Origin of the sequence: Erwinia sp. ErVv1, from assembly GCF_900068895.1 — a bacterium.
Taxonomy (GTDB): Bacteria; Pseudomonadota; Gammaproteobacteria; order Enterobacterales; family Enterobacteriaceae; genus Erwinia.
On sequence record NZ_CDPK01000006.1, the window covers coordinates 65179 to 83320 of the forward strand.

Genomic DNA, 18142 nt, shown 5'->3' on the forward strand with positions numbered 1-18142 from the left:
TTCCACCACACACTGACGAAGGAGCTTTCCATGTCTCATCCAGCATTGACTTACCCCCTTGGCCAACGCACCGTTGCACGACTCGGTTATGGCGCTATGCAGTTAGCGGGGCCGGGCGTATTTGGTCCTCCGGCAGACGAGGCGCGTGCTTTACAGGTGCTGCGCGAGGCCATTGCCGCGGGCATTAATCACATTGATACCAGCGATTTTTATGGTCCGCACATTACCAACCAGCTGATTAAAAAAGCGCTGCATCCTTACGCCAACGATCTGGTGATCGTGACTAAAGTGGGTGCGCGCCGCGACGAGAAAGGCGGCTGGTTACCCGCGTTTACCCCGGAAACGCTGACGCAAGCGGTTGAAGATAACCTGCGCAATCTCGGACTTGATGTGATGGAAGTAGTGAATCTGCGCTCGATGCTGGATGTGCATCGGCCGAAGGAGGGTTCGCTGGAGCCTCAGGTTGAGGCAATGATCAAACTGAAAGAGCGCGGTCTGATTCGTCACATCGGGCTAAGCAACGTTACCGCTAAACAGGTAGCCGACGCACAGGCGATGACGCCGATCGCCTGCGTACAGAATCTCTACAATCTGGCTAATCGGCAGGATGATACGCTGCTCGACCAGCTGGCAGCGCAAGGGATCCCCTACGTGCCGTTCTTCCCGCTCGGCGGTTTTTCTCCGTTGCAGTCAGATCAGCTAACCGACGTAGCCAAAGGGCTCAACGCCACGCCGTTACAGGCGGCGCTGGCGTGGCTGCTGCAACGTTCGCCAAACATTTTGCTGATTCCGGGTACCTCATCACCGGAACACCTGAAGCAGAACCTGGCGAGCAGCGAGTTAAAACTCACGCCTGAAGTGATGGAACGCTTAAACAGCATCGGGCAATCATAAAAATCGCATATCATAGCGGCGCGATGTGTTACGCAGTGTCTGGATGGACAACGTGCCGCTATTAACCGGATTGCCCCCGTCCGTTCTGTCCCAAAGCGCTGTTCTCCAGACTGGAGATGAGCCCTGCCCTGTCGGCAACAAGCAGTTTTAGCCGCCTTCGCGACGCCGAACTTTTTTATCTTCCGGGTAATCACGAACAACAGTCCTCGCTGGATACTGAACGGTAACCTTCCAGGCCATGAATAGCGGGGTTTCACCCCTCACGTATCCCTGTTGTTACTGAAAGCTTCATATACTTCCTTCAGCAATCCCGAAAGATCGGGATCACTCCTGTCAGCGATTTCATCAGAACGTGCCTTAAACAGACCATCGCTTCCAGTAATCCACCCGGCCCTCTCGATATCAAGTCTGAGATACTCCTCCCTGTGACTGCTGCTGACAGCCCCTCGCAGACTAAACAGCAGCCGCAGGGTCGCTTCTTCATAATATACATATCAGCACTTGGGAAAAACCTGTCCCACTGAAAAGCCGCCCCGCCCCGGGCCAAAGGCCCGGAACAGAGTGGCTTTATAATGGGTGTTGTAACTAAAGTTTTGAGTCGCTGGAAGTCATGTCGCGGCAAGTCATTCGAACACGCTCGTAAGCGGCCCTCACGGCCCGCCTGCGCCAAAGGCTTATTGGGAACTACTCCGACCGCGTAATGAAGCACCTACGCTACTTTCAGCGGGTTTAGCTTTGCAGGGAGGGGGGGTGGAATGGTGAAACCTATCAAACCGGAACCGGCTACGCCGAGCTATCGGCGCCAGTTACCAGCAGAGTTATAGTTAATACCCGCTGGCGCCTCAATGCCGCGATGCGGCGTTGAAAAGACAGGCTGCGCACTGCTCGCCAGTCCGGTAAGGGCATGATATAAACGTTTGTGTTTATAAACACTTTTGTGGATATCGTTATGCAGTAGAGCGACTACATTGACAGTGTATACGGAACAGCCAGGGGAAACCTTGCGCGATTTCTGAAAGATAATCCTGATATTCTGCCCCAGGAACTCAGCCGTTGGCTGAAGGCCGAACTAAAAATCAGACCTGAAACCGGCGAGATATACAAACCCGTTTCACGCCGTGTCAGGATACCGTCAGCCGTTGCTGCCGGTGCCGGAGTGTTCCTCTCTGACGACCTGCGTGAGCGTGTTGCGTCGCTGGCCACTTCACAGATCGTAACGCCCGATACTATGCTGAACTCCCTGGTAGAGCGGGAGGAGCTGTGTCGTAAACTATCTCCTCCAGCCGTTTTTGGCGCAGTCGTGCCGGGGCAGCTGATTGCCAGTACGGTCAGTCGCCATTTTACTGTGCTGTCTGAAATCAGTGAGACGAACGTCTGGCATAGGGTTCTGGAAGCACTGGTCAGTGAACTGACCGAATTTGATCTGCTGTCATTTCATACCGGCAACATTGCTGAAAGTCGCCGGCTGAACATTCCCCGCACCGCGTATTACTGGTATGGGGGATTAGTGGCAAAGCGGGTGGCCATGATGCTGGGTTGTTTCGATGTGTACCTGTGGAATGAAATGATGCGGCCGGCCAGTGACGTGGTTTTTGTTGGCGATGCGAGCAACGTGGTGGCCTGTTACTTCATCTGTCAGCAGATGTGTCGTCTGCTGAAATCAGTGCGGCTGAACTGGCGTAAGCAGCAGGGAGCATGGGGAAGTCGGGCTGAACTGGACGAGGCGTCGCACCTATACACACAACGACTGGCGGAGGGGATAATGGAGAACGGTATTTTTATCGGTAGTGACGAACAAAACTTTTACCGGCTGCACAGTTATGCAGAAAAGCATTATGCCTGGGCCATGTGCTGAGACAGACAAGAAAGGTAAAGCAAGATATTATTTTGAGGTGGCTTTTGATATCCCGGAAATAAACTGTAACAGGAGGCCTTTATTACTATGTTTGATATTATTTGTACGTTTGGTGGTAGCGATAAGTTTTACTCTATTCTCGATTTTCAAAAATTATTTGACAGCGACATTGAAAAATTACGATATTCTTTGGTATGCCCTGATTGCCGTAAACAGGCATTTTACAGGAAGAAAAGTGTTGATGGAAAAAAGGCCTGCTTTGGGTCCCGATACTGTACCTGTAGGGAACCCACACCTTCATCCCAACGACAAAGGGAGGTCGGGAATGCGACTGAAGTTAAACAGATTATTGCCGAGTCTGATACGATAGAAATCAGTTACGATTCTGACAGAACTTCTTCAGCAGGAAACGAAGCGTCTGGCTTCAGCGGTGTTTCGGATATAACCCAGACTAGTAACAAAAAAGTGCACTCCATAAAGTCAGAACAAAAGCGAGTCCCAAAAGTCTCACTTGAAAAAATACTGCATAGCTTAATCAGAGGGACAGGGTTAGCGACGTCTGACACAATTATCCCGATAGGTAAATATAAATATAAAGCCAAAAATTTATTTGTGAAATTTCCCGATGCAGAACCGATGACTAAAAATGCACATAGATTTTATTGGGGAACTCTATATAACTCAAATAATGATATTGAATGGTTTAATCCTGCTGAGTGCAGAGATGTAGGAATACCGTTAGGCAGTCTGCGTGAGATCATTCTTGAAAAATTCAATATATCAGATACTGAAAGTCTCGAAGGAGCAGCAATCATTTTCTCTGGCCGTTGTCATTGGAATAAAGATAAAACAAAAAAGATAATAAAAATATGTGACAGTGAGCGTATCTTTATTTCTTTACCCGATTAAATAAGGAAGATCATCGTGTCAGTCAAAAAAATAATAATTGCTTTATTTTATATGACTGCCAACCTCCTTTGCGGTTGAAACATGCCGGAATTATGTATGCATATCCGGGAATGTAAAGGAAGAAGGACACGCAGTGACGCTGACAGAAAAATAGCGCCATCTGGCGTGGTTCTCCCTGGTGGCGCTTGCGCTGGCCAGACTGAACGAAGATGTGTAGTCATCGGCGCAGGAAACAGCGCTTACAATTAGCGTTGATAAATTGCTGAGCCAGAAATAACGGTAATGGATTTGGCCCCACGGGAAAGCGCTACATATAGATCATTTGCACTCATGCAACCTGCATCAAGTATGATGGCATGATAGCATTCTAGTCCTTTAAGGAGTAAGGTTGAGCCAATAGCCCTTGATGGGATTGGTTGATCGCCATGACATCTGCGCTGTACACGTATTATCCCCGCACATTCTGAAATGCTTTTTTCAGGGCTGCTCACTGCGAGGGACATAGTGTCTTTCAGAGCATGATAGGCACCCTGACGGTACACTTTCACACCCGGTTTGTGTTGCAGTGAGCAGAGCGCGGTGAATATGGTCTGACGTGATGGTGCCCTGGACAGATTCAGGAACTCCACTTCAACTGCGGTAGGGACGTCCTGTTCCGTCCGGCAAGAAGTGTAGAAATATGGCTTATTGTCATGGGAATCTCAACGTTTGTCATCATCTCACCTGCTGCGTGGAGCAGCACACTTAACTGTGTTCCATTCACTGCAGCATCAAGGGACGCAGCCATGCGGAGTACATCCCTGAGCTCAACCGGTTCAACAACATCGAGGCCATTAAGCTTCGGCGCGAACGCATGTCGTGCGGACGGTCTTCTCGAGTCTCCTGGAACAAGCACTGAGCCGCCTCCATCATGGCGTATCAGCCTGTAAAAATCCTGCTGTTGCATCTGTATATCGGTTAATGCAACTCCGCTCAGGTGACGGTAAGTTACATGCGCTGGACTGGAGTCAAGACTGATATTTTGGCCCTTGAGAAGAGCTTCCCGGTTTTCGAGCAGCCAGTTCCCCAAAGCATGAGTTCCGGCATTGTTCCAGCGCCATGGAGTCTGAAGCGTATTCAGTAGAGGGAAACAGGTCATTACCTCGCGCTCCCAATCGGTCATAGCGCCGCTGAAACTAAAAATGCACTGCATGGGATCACCGAAAACTATAGTAGGGAGTATTTCTGCCAACGTATTAACAAGCTCATGCTGGAGCATGATGCAATCCTGGTATTCATCAACCAACAGGCGAGAATAAGATGCCCGGATGATATCACTGATATTGCCTGAGCGTATTAATGCCAGTACTCCTTGGCGCAAGGCGTTGTAGCAGGGGTCAGTTTGGATATCCAAACTGACCCCTGCTACGTTCATCATCCAGCTGGCAATGAATTGTTGCCTGCTGAACAATTTTATCTGTTGGCTGATTAAATAACCAACAACGCCACTTTTGATGACTTGTTGCCGTTAATGCGACAGAGTCTTTAAATGGCGGGGTTACCCCGACAAACAATTTACTCACTGTTGCTAGATGTATGAAAGAACGGCTGAAGATGGCATTTTTTTAAACACTCTATAGTCGTACGGGCAGCTCCTGACAGTAAGGAACTGGACGGCGCAATTACCGCTATACGTCTTGAACAAGGCGGTTCTAGAGGAGCGGCCCTGATCTTATCATCTTGCAATGGCAAAATACTGCTCGGCAATATTGAACAGCACCCGCCTGCAGTAACGAGTTCGATGATGGCTGAAACATCACCCATAAAAGTTTTATGGGCTGGTAGTTTCTGATGTACAGAATGAGTTTGCAAAAATGCCTGACCCGCATGGATATAAGCCAGATATCGTTTTGTATCGCCTTTTCTTAGCGGCTCATGACTATCATTCACACCTGTGACCAGTCGATAATCGTCATACCAATGGAGATACTCAACGTAATCATGAGAATGAGGTTCGAGTTGAGTAATGATGATATCTGAACGGTTCCTTTTTAACGCATCAAGCGCATCATCCATGGTGGGGCACTGGAGCCATTCAGTTTGCACTCCTGGCGCTAATCGCCAAATCAAATCGATAATTCTTTTCATCAGAATCGGGCTCAGTGATAATGTATGGATAATCTTTACACAGCCCACAATCTCATTTTTTTTATAGTTTCTATAATGTCGATTATATTAGATATTTTTTTACTATAGTCGCCCCTTCTGTTGTAAGCTGGCAACCGCGCCGATTACGCAGGAATATTTTCTTGCCAAAATACTTTTCAACCTCACTGACCGCGTAACTAATGTTGGACTGGCTGCAATTAAGCACTGCTGCCGTTTCAGAAAATGAGTGTAACTCTGCTATAGCACGAACTATTTCAAGAAAAAAAATTTTCACTGAGTTCACCGTTTTTTAAAGTGTTTAATGCATTTTTTTGGATAGGCTATACGTATGCATACTTGTCAGATGCATATAACAAATTATTATCGCTATGCTTTATCTATAAATTAGATATAGCTGTTTGAATGGAAAGTTCCCTGCCAATCAGATAGTTCATCGACAGGGCAAAAATTAACTACTAAGATGCTCTGTTCTCAGTCCAATCAAACTCAAGTTGTTTAGCCGTTCTCAAAGCAAGATCTCTGTTTTTGAGCCGTTCGATCAAATGTAAACTCATATCTATTCCTGCAGAAATGCCTGCCGAAGAAACAGTAGCTCCTTCATCTACCCAACGAAGCCCTTCTTTAACAGAAAGTTCGGGAAACATTGCGCGCAGATCAGCAATATCTTCCCAGTGTGTAGTGGCTGATTTCCCCTCTAAAACTCCAGCCGCCGCAAGTAAGAATGCTCCAGTACATACTGATGCAGTGATTTTCGTGTTTAACGACTGCTTAGCTATCCATTCAATCACGTTTTTTTTATTGAGTTCAGCACTAACGACTCCACCTGGAATAATCAGACAATCAATCTCAGGATGATTTTCCAGTGAGAAATCAGGGTCAATTTTAAGTCCTGCCCTGGCATGAATGGGTTTTAACGTCTCACCCACTGTAAAAACATTAAATAGCGGGTTTTCACCCTGGTTAACTCTTGAAGCACAGGTGAAAACTTCGTACGGGCCTGTAAAGTCGAGCACTTCAACATTATCAAAAATAAAAATACCAACCTGCATAGTCATAACTAGACTCCTTTGATAGTACTAATAATAAGGTGATGAAACTTGTTTTTTTGAATAAAGCGCTAGCTAAATAGCTGTTCCTAATACCGCTACACTTGCTATTTATGGGCGTGCAACAGTCGTGTTAGGGCAAAACATGACAGGAGCTGATGTAGCGCGGCCCAGACATAAGAACAGCACAATCCCTTGTCCTGCAAGGGCTAGCCCAAAGTGGAGCACTATTCCGCACAGCTATTTAGTTCTAATATATATCTATGAATACAGCGTTGTCAGGATTTTTTTAGCAAGGGTTACCCATATTTTTTCACCCGCAGTGTTGGTTAACATAACAAGCGACAAGCCTGCTTGAGGATCTACCCAATAATAGCTGCCATAGAGACCAAACCAGCTCCAGCTGCCTATACCTTCACTTCGTTGAGCCTTTTTGGGGTCTGTAAGCACCAAGCAACCTAATCCGTGGCCCCATCCCGCGTTCCTATCCCCGATACTTATTTCACCGGTCGAATTTCCCAATAAACGTGCTGTAGATTTAGCGCTGAGTAGAGAGCCACCGCCTTGACGTAGACATTCAAGCAAGCAGTGGTAATCTTCTGCGGTTCCAACTAATCCAGCTCCTGCGGAATACCAGGCATTGGGTGTTATTGCACGTTCTGGAGATAATCGGGCGCAACCACTTCCGACCGCGAGGATTTCATGAGCAGCCATCCGTCGCCCTGACTGCAGATAGGGAGTTGGGCACTGTTGCAAAGATCTGGCGATGGTAAACTGATGCCACTGTTTAGTTGAAGGAGCAGCACATGAACCCATTCAAAGGTCGGCATTTTGAGCGTCATATTATCCTGTGGGCCGTCCGCTGGTACTGCAAATATGGCATCAGTTATCGTGAGCTGCAGGAGATGCTGGCTGAGCGAGGGGTAAATGTCGATCACACCACGATTTATCGCTGGGTTCAGCGTTATGCACCTGAGATGGAAAAGCGGCTGCGCTGGTACTGGCGTCAGCCTTCCGGTTTTGGCTCATGGCATCCCGATGAAACCTACGTGAAGGTCAACGGACGCTGGGCTTATCTGTACCGCGCCGTCGACAGCAGGGGCTGCACCATTGACTTTTACCTGTCTTCACGTCGTAACACCAAAGCCGCATATCGCTTTATGGGTAAACTTCTGAACAATACGAAGCGCTGGCAAATTCCACGGTTGATCAACACAGATAAAGCCCCGACGTATGGGCGGGCGCTGGCATTGCTGAAGCGGGAAGGTAAATGTCCGCAGCATGTGCATCACCGGCAGATAAAGTACCGGAATAATATAATCGAGTGCGATCATGGCAAACTGAAACGGATAATCAACGCCACGCTGGGCTTCAAATCAATGAAGACGGCTTACGCCACAATCAAAGGGATTGAAGTGATGCGTGCGCTACGGAAAGGTCAGGCAGAATCATTTTATTTTGGGCATCCCCTGGATGAGATGCGTCTGGTGAGCAGAGTCTTTGAAAGATAAGACCTTTCAATAACACGAAAGGCTAACTCATCAATAACTTTGCAACAGTGCCAAATTATTCACCTGGTCCAGAACCTCCATTACTCCCGCTTTCGCATAGCGCTACCCAGGCCATAAGCCGCTTCCTTGAAATTTTAACCCCGCCGCCGCTCAGATCGGGCAGCCTGTACCATGCTACCGGCCGCTGGAAACCGGCCAGCCTGCTGCCTGCCCAGTCGGCAATCTCTGCCAGCATGGCGGCCTCTGTTGCCACCAGCGCGACCGGGCGATGACCATATTCAGCGTCCTCGCGCGGCACAATAAAAACCTGTGAAATAGCGGGATGCGCCAGCAAAATCTGCTCGATCTGCTCGGGCTGAATACCTTCTCCGGCAGAGAAAAACTGATTATCCATGCGTCCGCACACCCGAAGCTCCCCTGCCCGCCAGTCGCCTCTGTCGCGGGTAGAGAACCAGCCCTCCTCGTCCGTCAGCGGGATCAGGCCACCGTTTTGCCAGTAGCCGCAGCCCAGCGCCGCCGACCGGATCTGGATCTGGCCGTCATTAATGCGGATGCGCTGCCCGTGAAGCGGCAGGCCCACGCCATCTTTCCCATCTGCCCGCTTAGCGGCCACGGTGGAGGCGGTTTCCGTCAGGCCATATCCGCACCAGCAGGCGATGCCGCGCGCTTCCGCCTCCGAGGTTAACGAGGCCGGTATTGCCGCTCCACCCAGCAGCACGGTATGCAGCGTTTCCGGCAGCGAGGGCTGCTGCAACACCCGCCAGAGCTGAGTAGGCACCAGCGAGGCGAAAGTGGCGTTTTCCAGCGCCCGGGACAGGGGTAGTTCGCCCGGCAGCACCAGCCCGGCCCCCATCAGCAGCCAGCGCCAGAGAATGCCCTGTCCGGAAACGTGAAACAGCGGCAGGGAGAGCAGCCAGCTCTCTTCGGCGGTAAACCCCAGCCGCTCACACACGCCTGACGCACTGGCCAGATGCGCGCTGAACCTGTGTGCCACCGCCTTCGGGGTACCGCCGGAGCCGGAGGTAAAGGTCAGCGTGGCGATGTGGGCGGGATCCCACGGGTGTGGGATCCCGCCCGCCTGCTCCGCCAGGGTCAATACACGGAGTGCAGTATCGGTTTCGCTTTCGGGGCGCAAAAAACAGGACGCAGGGTAGGAGTCGATTTCTCCCTCAGCCGTCAGGATAAACTCTGCATCAAGGCCGCAGAGCATCGCCGTCAGCTGGGCAGCAGGGAGTCGGGGGTTGACCGGTATCAGCCGCGCGCCGCATTTGAGTAGCGCCAGATACGCCAGCAGGCTCGTTTCACCGTTCGCTCCCCGCAGCACCACGGCACTGCCGCAGCGTACCCCCTGCTGGCTGAACCCAACGGCCAGACGCTCAATCCTTGCGGCCAGCGTATGCCAGTCGTAGCCCTGTTCACCGCAGCAGAGCGCAACTCGCTGCGGATAACGTCGCGCCCAGCATAGCCAGGGCCAGTCAGTTAGCTCTGTCATATGCTCTCCAGCTCACCCTGCGAGACAGCGGGCGGCATATTCAGCTCTGCCATATGCTCTCCAGCTCACCCTGCGAGACAACGGGCAGCGCGCTGCCGGGCCAGCAGCGGATAAGCTGCTGCTGCATTAGCGCAAGCGTATCCAGCCCGGGCAGCGCATCCGGCGTCAGCCAGCGGGCGATACGCGCCAGCTGCGTCAGGCCCAGGCTCGACTCCAGCGAGGAGCCGATCACCGCGACCAGCCCCGCCCGCTGTGCAAGCTCTACGCGCTGGCGAACGGCGTGCAGGCTGCCGGTCAGGGTGGGTTTGATGATGACTGCGCGAAGATGAGGCTCAGCCTTCAGGGTGAAACCCGGCTCGCGCGCGCTTTCATCCCAGCCCAGGGCGATGCCCGTCTCCAGGGCAAAGCGGCGAGACTCTGCCGCCGTACGGCACGGCTCCTCAATAAACGCGATACGAGAACGGTATTCGCTGGCGACGAAGTGGGCAAAGCGGGCGGCTTTATCGGGCGACCAGCTGCGGTTGGCATCCAGCCGCAGCGTCAGCCCCGGCACCGCTTCCAGCAGCAGATTGACCATTACGCCATCGCGCACCGGTTCGTACAGCCCCACCTTCATTTTGGCGACCGTAGCGCGCTGTTGCCGCAGCCTGTCGATAAGCTCATCGGGATCGCCATTGCAGAGAAGGGCACTGTCGTAATTCCCCTCTCCCGGGAGCTCGCCGGATAATTCCGCCTGGGCGCAGCTCAGACCAAAGGCAACCGACGGCAGCCGACTTTCGCTGTCCAGCTCACCCCGACACCAGCGAGACAGCCGACTTTCGCTATCCGACTCGCCCCGACACCAGCGAGACAGCCACGCGATGGCGTCCTGCCGCGCCTCGTCCAGCGACTCAGCGCTGAATCCGACCAGCGGTGCGATCTCTCCCCATCCTTCGCGATCGTCTTCCTCAAGCCTGACCAGCAGGCCGGATCGGGTTTTGATGCGTCGGTCCCGCAGAACCGTGCCCGCCTCAAGGGGGATCGCATAATGAAATAACGCAGCGCGGCGCATCAGGGATTCCGCGTAAATTTACTGAAGTCGGGCTGGCGCTTCTGATTGAACGCGTTACGCCCCTCCTGCCCCTCTTCCGTCATATAGAACAGCATGGTGGCATTGCCGGCCAGCTCCTGTAATCCGGCCTGACCGTCGCAGTCGGCGTTAAGCGCCGCCTTCAGACAGCGCAGCGCCATCGGGCTGTTCTGCAACATCTCGCGACACCAGCTTACCGTCTCCTGTTCCAGCGAGGCCAGCGGGACCACCGCATTGACCAGCCCCATCTCCAGCGCCTGCTGCGCACTGTACATCCGGCACAGGAACCAGATCTCCCGCGCCTTTTTTTGCCCGACGATACGCGCCATATAGGCAGCGCCCCCCCCGCCGTCAAAGGAGCCGACTTTAGGCCCGGTCTGACCGAACTGAGCATTATCAGCCGCGATGGTCAGGTCACACAGCATATGCAACACGTGCCCACCGCCCACCGCGTAGCCCGCCACCATCGCCACCACTGGTTTAGGACAGGTGCGGATCTGCCGCTGGAAGTCGAGCACGTTAAGATGGTGTACGCCCGATTCATCACGATAGCCGCCGTAGTCGCCGCGAATTTTCTGATCCCCGCCCGCGCAAAACGCCTCATTCCCCTCACCGGTGAGGATAATTACCCCCACCCGCTCATCGTGACGGGCATTGTCTAACGCCTTAATCATCTCCTTAACCGTTTGAGGCCGAAAGGCATTGCGCACCTCCGGACGGTTGAGAGTGATTTTTGCAATACCCTCCGGTGATTTGTGAAAGCGGATATCGCCATAGCCGGCGCTACAGTCCAGCCATTCAACCGGTGCCAATAACATTTCTGGATCAGGATAGATCATGATTATTCCTTAGTCGGGAAGACGCTGCGCCAGATGGCGGGCGAACGCCTGGGGATTGGCCCGATGGGCGTTATGGCCCGCTGCGGGGAGGGTTTCAAATGGAATTCCAGCCTGCTCTGCCAGCGATCTGAAACGGCGATCCTGTTCTCCACAGAGATACTGTAGCGGGCAGGTGAGCTGCGCGATGTCAGGGCGTAAATCGGGCTGTACGGCGAGTGAGGTGGCCATCAGCATCTCCGCCAGCGCCTGAGGATGATTGTTGCGGCGCAGGGCGATCAGCGCCTGGCGATCAGGTTCCCCGAGGTCGGCAAAAACGGCCTGGCGATACCAGCCGTCAAGAGTCTGCTCCAGCGGCTGCTGGCGGAATCTCCTGGCCCAGGCCCGATCGTTTTCACGTCGCTGCTGCCGCTCCTCATCGCTGGTCAGCCCGAAATGCCCGCCCTCGACGGTCAGCCCCAGCAGATCGCTGCCGCCATGACGGCAGGCGTGGTATAACGCCACGCGCCCCCCGAGCGAATAGCCGATCAGCCAGTAGCGTTTCACCCGATGAAAGCGCAGCGTGGCGGTGAGACGTTCAGAGAGCTGCTCGAAATCGGCTACCCGCTGCGCGCGGGAGCCACCGTGTGCGGGCAGGTCAATACTGAGCTGGGGACTGTCAGGAAAGTAGCGCTGCACGCTTAGCCATTCTGCCCCGCTGCCAAGAAAACCATGCAGCCAGACCAGTACCGGCCTGTCGCTAACGTGCTTACCGCACCACTGCGCGTGAAGGATCATTGTGCGTCCTTACCGGCTTCAGCCAGAAACTGCGCCGCGGCCTGTTCCTCTACCCGCAGCTCTATCAGGGCGGCGCCGTTCTGCCACCCCTTGTCTACCGCTGCCAGCAGTGCCTCCCAGCTCCGGGGCTGATGATAGGCGAGGCCGAACAGGGCCGCCGCGCCGGAAAAATTGACCTGCTGCGGCAGGGCAAAAAAGCGTTCACGCTCGGCTTTCGGCGTGGGCAGCATCGAGAAAATCTGCCCACCGTTGTTATTCACCACAATCAACACCAGCGGCGCACTGCCCTGGCGCAACAGGGCGAGACTGTTGATGTCATAAAGCGCAGAGAGGTCGCCCACCACGGCCAGCAGCGGCTGACCGCTGCCGCGTTGTATACCGGCGGCGGTTGCGATCGGGCCATCAATGCCGCTGGCACCACGGTTAGCAAACACCGGATAGCCCGCCGGAAGCTGCGCCAGGGCATCCGCCAGCCGTATGGTCAGGCTGTTACCGAGGAACAGGCTGCCCTTTTCAGGCAGCAGCGCCGGCAACCGGTGCGCCAGCTGCGCCTCGCCGAAATGGTCGAGCGCCCGGTGCAGAATTTCCCGCGTTTGCGCCACCCGCGCGTTTAGCCTGCTGTACCAGGGTCGCTGCGACGTGAGAGGATCGGTATCGTGCCGCGGACCTGGCTCCAGGGATGAATCTGCGTCCTGCCGGAGGTTTGGCATCAGGGCAGAGTTGCCCGTCAGCCCTGACGCTGGCGCGACGGCAGGATGGGCCGCCAGCCAGGGGAGAATGTCAGCGACAATGCGCACGCCGCGATGGTGGACAGGGTCGCGCCTGCCCGGCATCGACTCAATCAGCCAGAAGGCATCGGGCTGTGTGTCGCCCAGCCAGCGGCTAAGCTGTTTACTGGTCAGGTGACTGCCGAACTGCACCACCACCTCAGTCGCCGACAGGATGTCACGCGTTTCCGGCTGCCGCAGCCAGACTTCAGCGCTGGCAAGCGGCTGTCCGCACTGTGACTGAACGTCGGCCAGCAGGGGCCAGCCCAGCGCGCTGGCCCACGCCGCCAGCGCGATGCCCTCCTCCGGCGTAATTTTCCCGGCGATCGCCACGCCGCGTTTTTGCCGCAGGGTGGGCCACTCCGGCTGAACGGGTATCGCGGACCGCGCGGGCATGCTGAGCCAGGGCTGGTCGCTATGCCACCAGTCGCCCAGCGCGTCGTGCCAGTCGCTAAATGCATCAGGATCGCCGCCATACAGCGGTTCGGCAAACGGGCAGTTGAGGTGTAGCGCGCCCCAGCGATGTTCACCAAGTAGCGCGTCCACCGCCGAAACCAGCCAGCGGGCGGGAATATCCGGCGTGGGTCGCGGAAGGTTACATGCGGCGGCGACCTGCCCGGCAAACAGCCCCGGCTGCTCAATGGCCTGGTTGGCCCCACAGTCGATCAGCTCCGGGGGGCGGTCGGCAGTCAGAATAACCAGCCTTTCACCGGTAAGCCGCGCTTCGATAATCGCCGGATAGAGGTTAGCAGCGGCCGTTCCCGAGGTCACAATAACCGCCACCGGCTGGCGCAGCGCTTTTGCCAGGCCCAGGGCAAGGTGCCCGAGGCCCCGCTCATCGAAGTGAGTGTGACAAATCAGAGTGGCATGCGCCGCAGCTTCGAGCGTCAGGGGCGCGGATCGCGACCCGGGAGCGATGCAAATATGACGCACGCCGTGGCGCGTAAGGGCTTCAAGGATAACGCCCGCCCAGCGGCGGTTGAAGGTGCTATGTGACATAACCCGCTCCGAAATCAAGCCAAGCTTGCAGTATAAAAGCAGCAGGCCACGACTATTTTGATTTGAGGCAGGATCCCGCAGTTAAATCGACATTAAGCAGGGAAGCCAGTCCCGCCGCCTTATGGTTAAGCTCCTGCCACTCACTCTGCGCTTCAGACCCGGCGACAATTCCCGCCCCGGCATACAGTCGCACGAGATTTCCCTCTACCCCGGCTGAACGCAGTGCGACGGCAAATTCGCTCACCTCCGCGGAAAGATAGCCTACCGACCCCGCATACCAGCCGCGCGGGAAGGGTTCATTAGCGGCAATAAACGATCTGGCGGGCTGACGGGGCAGTCCGGCGACGGCAGCGGTAGGTTGCAGGCGCGACAGGCACAGCAGGTCGTCCGCACGCGCCAGGCTGGCGCGAATTCTGCGCCGAAGATGCTGAACGTGCCGCAGGCGAAGGGTTTCTACCGGCAGCACATCCAGGTCGGCGGTAACCGATCGCAGGCGCAGGCAAATATCTTCCACCACCATGCCATTCTCACGCAGGTTTTTATCATCCTGCAGCAGCTCGTGTGCCAGCCTGTCGGCCTGGGCGCCATCCGCTGAATTGGCGCAGGTTCCTGCCAGCGCCTCGGTTAAGAGCCGTAATTCACGGCGGTGATAGAGGCGTTCCGGACTGGATCCAATAAAGGCGCGGCCCGGTTCAAGCGCCAGCAAAAAGTGATAGCAGTGCTGGTTGATATCACGACTGGCGCCCAGCAGCGACGCCGCCGACACCGCGCGGGTAAAACTCAGGTCGGTGGCGCGGGCCAGCACCACTTTATCCAGATCCCCTCGCTGAATTGAGGCCAGCGCGCGTTCGACCAGCCCGGTCCAGTCGTGGCATTGCGGCAGATGCGTAAGCCCGCTCAGCGGGTCGGGGAGATCACCGACGTCGCGTGCAGGAAGGAGGCTATCGAGAAAGGCGATTGCCCGCTGCAAATCGGCCTGAAGTGAGACGGCATCATGCAGAAAAATGCTCAGGGTAGTCCCCTGCAAAAGCAGACGGGGGAGAAACAGAAAGCTGCGGGTAAGCCCAAATTCATTGGCGCCCACCAGCTTCCAGCCGGGGGGCAACGTCTCAAGCAGTTGACGGGCATCTGCTGCCGACTCTGCATGCATCAGTTCACCGCAGGCGGTAAGCGTTTCGCCTGTATCACGCGGCTGCCAGTAGAACTGCGGCCAGACGGCCTGTGCGGCCAGCCAGCGAAGTCCATCACTTTCGGCAGGCAGCAGGGTATCCAGCCTGGCGTAGCCGGGGCGGCTATCGGTAATCTTAAGCAACTGCTGACGCAGATGCTGGATCGCGGCAAAAATTAACACGGCTGTCTTCCCGGGCTGCGAAGAATGCCGCTATTTTACGCGTGAATCATTCAGCTATTTTGATCCAGACCCAATTCAGACTCGCAATCAGGTTTTTTGAGCATAAAAAAACGGGCGCCTTTTCAGACGCCCGTTCAGTCAATCCGTTACCCTTAGCGACGGGCCAACAGCAGACCTACAACCAGACCCAGCGCGGCACCGACGCCGACACCCTGCCATGGCTTGTCGTGAACGTACTCATCCGCACGGTCAACGGCCTGCTTAGCGCGAGCATAGTAGGAATCAGCCGCATCGCTGGCGCGGGATTTCACCTCTTTCAGCGATTTTTCCGCTTTGGCTTTCAGCTCAACATACTTCTGATCGGCCGTGTCGCCTGACGAGTTCAGAACATCTTCCAGCGTTTGGGTTAACAGCGCCAGATCGTCGTCCAAACGAGTATCTTGTGGTTCAATATTTTTAGTAGCCATAACATCTCCTTGTGCGAATTAATTTTCTTCACTAACTATAGACACTTTAAGAACTTCTGCCGCTTAAATGGACCAGGAATTGACTGATAAAATGCCCGATCCGGTGAATAATGCGTCAGTTAAAAAAAACCGCGATTAAACGGAATACACTGCTTTGATTAGATTAATCTGATAAATTTCGCAGCAGTGAATTTTCAAACCGCTACGCTGTCGTACCCCTCTGTGACCTTGCTCACACCTCGGGTAAAGCAGGCTGCGTTTCGTTCGGGTCGTGACGCAGCTGATGTGCATCAGTGCGCGACAGGCTCTACACACTCCGTTCAGCAAAGGAAATGACTTCTGGCATGAATCGAAGAATGTTTATGAAAGCGTCAATGGCTTTCGCTACGGTAAGCGGGATGTCCGGTTTATCAACGTTATTTGCTCAGGCCGCCTGGGCAGACACCGATATTGCCGACGGCACGGCGAAACGATTTGATTTCGACGTGCTGAAAAAGATGGCCGCCAGTTTGGCCAAACAGCCCTGGAGCGGCGCGCCAGCGCCTCTGCCGGAAACGCTGGCCACGCTGACGCCGCAGGCCTATAACGAAATCCAGTATGACGCCAACCACTCGCTGTGGAATGCCACGCCTGACCGTGAGCTGGACGTACAGTTCTTCCACGTGGGGATGGGATTTAAGCGCCGCCTGCGCATGTTTTCCGTTGATGCCGCCAGCCGTGAAGCGCGTGAAATCCACTTCCGGCCTGAGCTGTTTAACTACAACAACGCGAAGGTTGATACCCATCAGCTTGAGGGCAAAACCGATCTGGGCTTTGCCGGCTTCCGCGCCTTCAAAAAACCCGAACTGGCCAGTAAAGATATTGTTTCCTTCCTCGGCGCCAGCTACTTTCGCGCCGTTGACGAGACTTACCAGTACGGCCTGTCCGCGCGCGGCGTGGCCATTGACACCTTTAGCAGCAAAGAAGAGTTTCCGGACTTCACCGCGTTCTGGTTTGAAACGCCGGCCGCGGGCGACACCACCTTTACCGTCTATACCCTTCTTGATGGGGCAAGCTGTACCGGTGCCTTCAAGTTTGTTATCCACTGCGAAGATAAGCGGGTGGTGATGGAGGTGGAAAACCACCTTTATGCACGTAAGGATATTGACCAGCTCGGTATTGCGCCGATGACCACCATGTTCAGCTGCGGCAATAATGAGCGTCGCATGTGCGATACCATTCACCCACAAATCCATGACTCCGATCGTCTGGCGATGTGGACCGGCACCGGCGAGTGGATCTGCCGCCCGCTGAACAATCCGCAGCGCCTGACCTATAACGCCTACCAGGATGAAAATCCGCGCGGCTTCGGCATGTTGCAGCTGGATCATGATTTTCAGGACTATCAGGATGTGATCGGCTGGTACAACAAGCGCCCCAGCCTGTGGGTGGAGCCGGTTGGCAAGTGGGGCAAGGGGGCCATTAATCTGATGGAGATCCCTACCACGGGTGAAACGCTGGATAATATTGTCTGCTTCTGGCGTCCTGCCGATGCCATCAAGGCAGGCAGCGAGCATAGCTTTAGCTACAAACTTTACTGGAGCGGCCTGCCGCCGGTCCGCAGCGGCCTGTCGCGCGTAAACGCCACGCGCACCGGCATGGGCGGTTTCCCGGAGGGTTGGGCACCGGGCGAGCATTATCCTGACGTCTGGGCGCGTCGTTTCGCGGTGGACTTTGTTGGTGGCGATCTCAAAGCCGCTGCGCCAAAGGGGATTGAACCGGTAATAAACGTGACGTCAGGCACCATCAAACAGGTGGAAATCCTCTACGTTGAGCCGATTGATGGCTACCGTATCCTGTTTGACTGGTACCCCAACAGCGACTCCACCGAGCCGGTAAACCTGCGCCTGTTCTTACGCACTAAGGATGAGACGCTGAGTGAAACCTGGCTTTATCAGTACTTCCCGCCGCCGCCCGATAAGCGCCGGTACGTGGATGATCGCCAGATGACCGCTGGCTGATACGAAAAGGGCGAGGCTTTC

General features: G+C 54.8%; 17 protein-coding genes. 5 read left to right on the forward strand and 12 right to left on the reverse strand.

The annotated features are described in order from the left end of the window. Positions 1-30: 30 nt before the first annotated feature. From A1830_RS10845 to A1830_RS10855, 3 genes are all read left to right on the forward strand, one after another. On the forward strand, positions 31-894 hold the full coding sequence (locus A1830_RS10845) for an aldo/keto reductase family oxidoreductase (protein WP_067705651.1): 864 nt from the start codon (positions 31-33) through the stop codon (positions 892-894). 1156 nt (positions 895-2050) lie between these two features. Continuing rightward, positions 2051-2749 carry a hypothetical protein gene (locus A1830_RS23330; protein ID WP_231877613.1) on the forward strand — a complete coding sequence of 233 codons (699 nt, stop codon included), beginning with the start codon at positions 2051-2053 and terminating at the stop codon, positions 2747-2749. 87 nt (positions 2750-2836) lie between these two features. Beyond that, entirely contained in the window at positions 2837-3658 is an 822-nt protein-coding gene (locus A1830_RS10855; protein ID WP_067705654.1) for a hypothetical protein, read from the forward strand. Between the two features lie 616 nt (positions 3659-4274). Here the strand turns inward: A1830_RS10855 and A1830_RS10860 are convergent. From A1830_RS10860 to A1830_RS21440, 5 genes are all read right to left on the reverse strand, one after another. Beyond that, positions 4275-5051 (reverse strand): UvrD-helicase domain-containing protein, encoded by a 777-nt coding sequence (locus A1830_RS10860; RefSeq protein WP_197473325.1) that lies wholly within the window; start codon positions 5049-5051, stop codon positions 4275-4277. A gap of 161 nt (positions 5052-5212) precedes the next feature. Then, positions 5213-5833, reverse strand: a complete 621-nt coding sequence (locus A1830_RS21430; RefSeq protein WP_255362078.1) for a LysR family transcriptional regulator substrate-binding protein — start codon at positions 5831-5833, stop codon at positions 5213-5215. Positions 5834-5867: 34 nt separating this feature from the next. Next, a complete protein-coding gene (locus A1830_RS23975) occupies positions 5868-6089 on the reverse strand; it encodes a helix-turn-helix domain-containing protein (RefSeq protein ID WP_369815706.1) in 222 nt (73 codons plus the stop codon). 172 nt (positions 6090-6261) lie between these two features. Next, the gene (locus A1830_RS10865) at positions 6262-6861 is read right to left on the reverse strand and encodes a DJ-1/PfpI family protein (protein WP_067705657.1); all 600 of its coding nucleotides are present in this window, start codon (positions 6859-6861) and stop codon (positions 6262-6264) included. Between the two features lie 252 nt (positions 6862-7113). Then, positions 7114-7566 carry a serine hydrolase gene (locus A1830_RS21440; protein WP_073980999.1) on the reverse strand — a complete coding sequence of 151 codons (453 nt, stop codon included), beginning with the start codon at positions 7564-7566 and terminating at the stop codon, positions 7114-7116. 92 nt (positions 7567-7658) lie between these two features. Here A1830_RS21440 and A1830_RS10870 point away from each other — a divergent pair, with 92 nt between their 5' ends. After that, positions 7659-8363 (forward strand): IS6 family transposase, encoded by a 705-nt coding sequence (locus A1830_RS10870; RefSeq protein WP_067705659.1) that lies wholly within the window; start codon positions 7659-7661, stop codon positions 8361-8363. A 55-nt stretch (positions 8364-8418) separates the two neighbouring features. On the opposite strand, the gene menE is transcribed toward A1830_RS10870, so the two are convergent. From menE to elaB, 7 genes are all read right to left on the reverse strand, one after another. Next, positions 8419-9855: an o-succinylbenzoate--CoA ligase gene (menE, locus tag A1830_RS10875; RefSeq protein ID WP_067705661.1), complete on the reverse strand. Its 1437-nt coding sequence runs from the start codon at positions 9853-9855 to the stop codon at positions 8419-8421. Between the two features lie 40 nt (positions 9856-9895). After that, the gene (gene menC / locus A1830_RS10880) at positions 9896-10906 is read right to left on the reverse strand and encodes an o-succinylbenzoate synthase (protein WP_067705663.1); all 1011 of its coding nucleotides are present in this window, start codon (positions 10904-10906) and stop codon (positions 9896-9898) included. Continuing rightward, positions 10906-11763 carry a 1,4-dihydroxy-2-naphthoyl-CoA synthase gene (gene menB, locus A1830_RS10885; RefSeq protein WP_067705666.1) on the reverse strand — a complete coding sequence of 286 codons (858 nt, stop codon included), beginning with the start codon at positions 11761-11763 and terminating at the stop codon, positions 10906-10908. The genes menC and menB overlap by 1 nt, the downstream gene beginning before the upstream one ends. Positions 11764-11772: 9 nt before the next feature. Then, positions 11773-12537: a 2-succinyl-6-hydroxy-2,4-cyclohexadiene-1-carboxylate synthase gene (gene menH / locus A1830_RS10890; RefSeq protein WP_067705669.1), complete on the reverse strand. Its 765-nt coding sequence runs from the start codon at positions 12535-12537 to the stop codon at positions 11773-11775. Further along, a complete protein-coding gene (gene menD, locus A1830_RS10895; RefSeq protein WP_067705671.1) occupies positions 12534-14303 on the reverse strand; it encodes a 2-succinyl-5-enolpyruvyl-6-hydroxy-3-cyclohexene-1-carboxylic-acid synthase in 1770 nt (589 codons plus the stop codon). The genes menH and menD overlap by 4 nt, the downstream gene beginning before the upstream one ends. 52 nt (positions 14304-14355) lie before the next feature. Further along, positions 14356-15654 (reverse strand): isochorismate synthase, encoded by a 1299-nt coding sequence (locus A1830_RS10900; RefSeq protein ID WP_067705673.1) that lies wholly within the window; start codon positions 15652-15654, stop codon positions 14356-14358. Between the two features lie 152 nt (positions 15655-15806). After that, complete coding sequence (elaB, locus tag A1830_RS10905) at positions 15807-16121, reverse strand: stress response protein ElaB (protein WP_067705675.1); 315 nt, start codon at positions 16119-16121, stop codon at positions 15807-15809. A gap of 344 nt (positions 16122-16465) precedes the next feature. Here elaB and A1830_RS10910 point away from each other — a divergent pair, with 344 nt between their 5' ends. Continuing rightward, positions 16466-18121, forward strand: a complete 1656-nt coding sequence (locus A1830_RS10910; RefSeq protein WP_067705677.1) for a glucan biosynthesis protein D — start codon at positions 16466-16468, stop codon at positions 18119-18121. Positions 18122-18142: the final 21 nt, after the last annotated feature.

What these genes read in the sequence shown, in the direction of transcription:
- A1830_RS10845 (WP_067705651.1), top strand. Translation starts at nt 31, where the DNA reads ATGTCTCATCCAGCATTGACTTACCCCCTTGGCCAACGCACCGTTGCA.
- A1830_RS10855 (WP_067705654.1), top strand. Translation starts at nt 2,837, where the DNA reads ATGTTTGATATTATTTGTACGTTTGGTGGTAGCGATAAGTTTTACTCT.
- A1830_RS10865 (WP_067705657.1), bottom strand. Translation starts at nt 6,861, where the DNA reads ATGACTATGCAGGTTGGTATTTTTATTTTTGATAATGTTGAAGTGCTC.
- A1830_RS21440 (WP_073980999.1), bottom strand. Translation starts at nt 7,566, where the DNA reads ATGGCTGCTCATGAAATCCTCGCGGTCGGAAGTGGTTGCGCCCGATTA.
- A1830_RS10870 (WP_067705659.1), top strand. Translation starts at nt 7,659, where the DNA reads ATGAACCCATTCAAAGGTCGGCATTTTGAGCGTCATATTATCCTGTGG.
- menE (WP_067705661.1), bottom strand. Translation starts at nt 9,855, where the DNA reads ATGACAGAGCTAACTGACTGGCCCTGGCTATGCTGGGCGCGACGTTAT.
- menC (WP_067705663.1), bottom strand. Translation starts at nt 10,906, where the DNA reads ATGCGCCGCGCTGCGTTATTTCATTATGCGATCCCCCTTGAGGCGGGC.
- menB (WP_067705666.1), bottom strand. Translation starts at nt 11,763, where the DNA reads ATGATCTATCCTGATCCAGAAATGTTATTGGCACCGGTTGAATGGCTG.
- menH (WP_067705669.1), bottom strand. Translation starts at nt 12,537, where the DNA reads ATGATCCTTCACGCGCAGTGGTGCGGTAAGCACGTTAGCGACAGGCCG.
- menD (WP_067705671.1), bottom strand. Translation starts at nt 14,303, where the DNA reads ATGTCACATAGCACCTTCAACCGCCGCTGGGCGGGCGTTATCCTTGAA.
- elaB (WP_067705675.1), bottom strand. Translation starts at nt 16,121, where the DNA reads ATGGCTACTAAAAATATTGAACCACAAGATACTCGTTTGGACGACGAT.
- A1830_RS10910 (WP_067705677.1), top strand. Translation starts at nt 16,466, where the DNA reads ATGAATCGAAGAATGTTTATGAAAGCGTCAATGGCTTTCGCTACGGTA.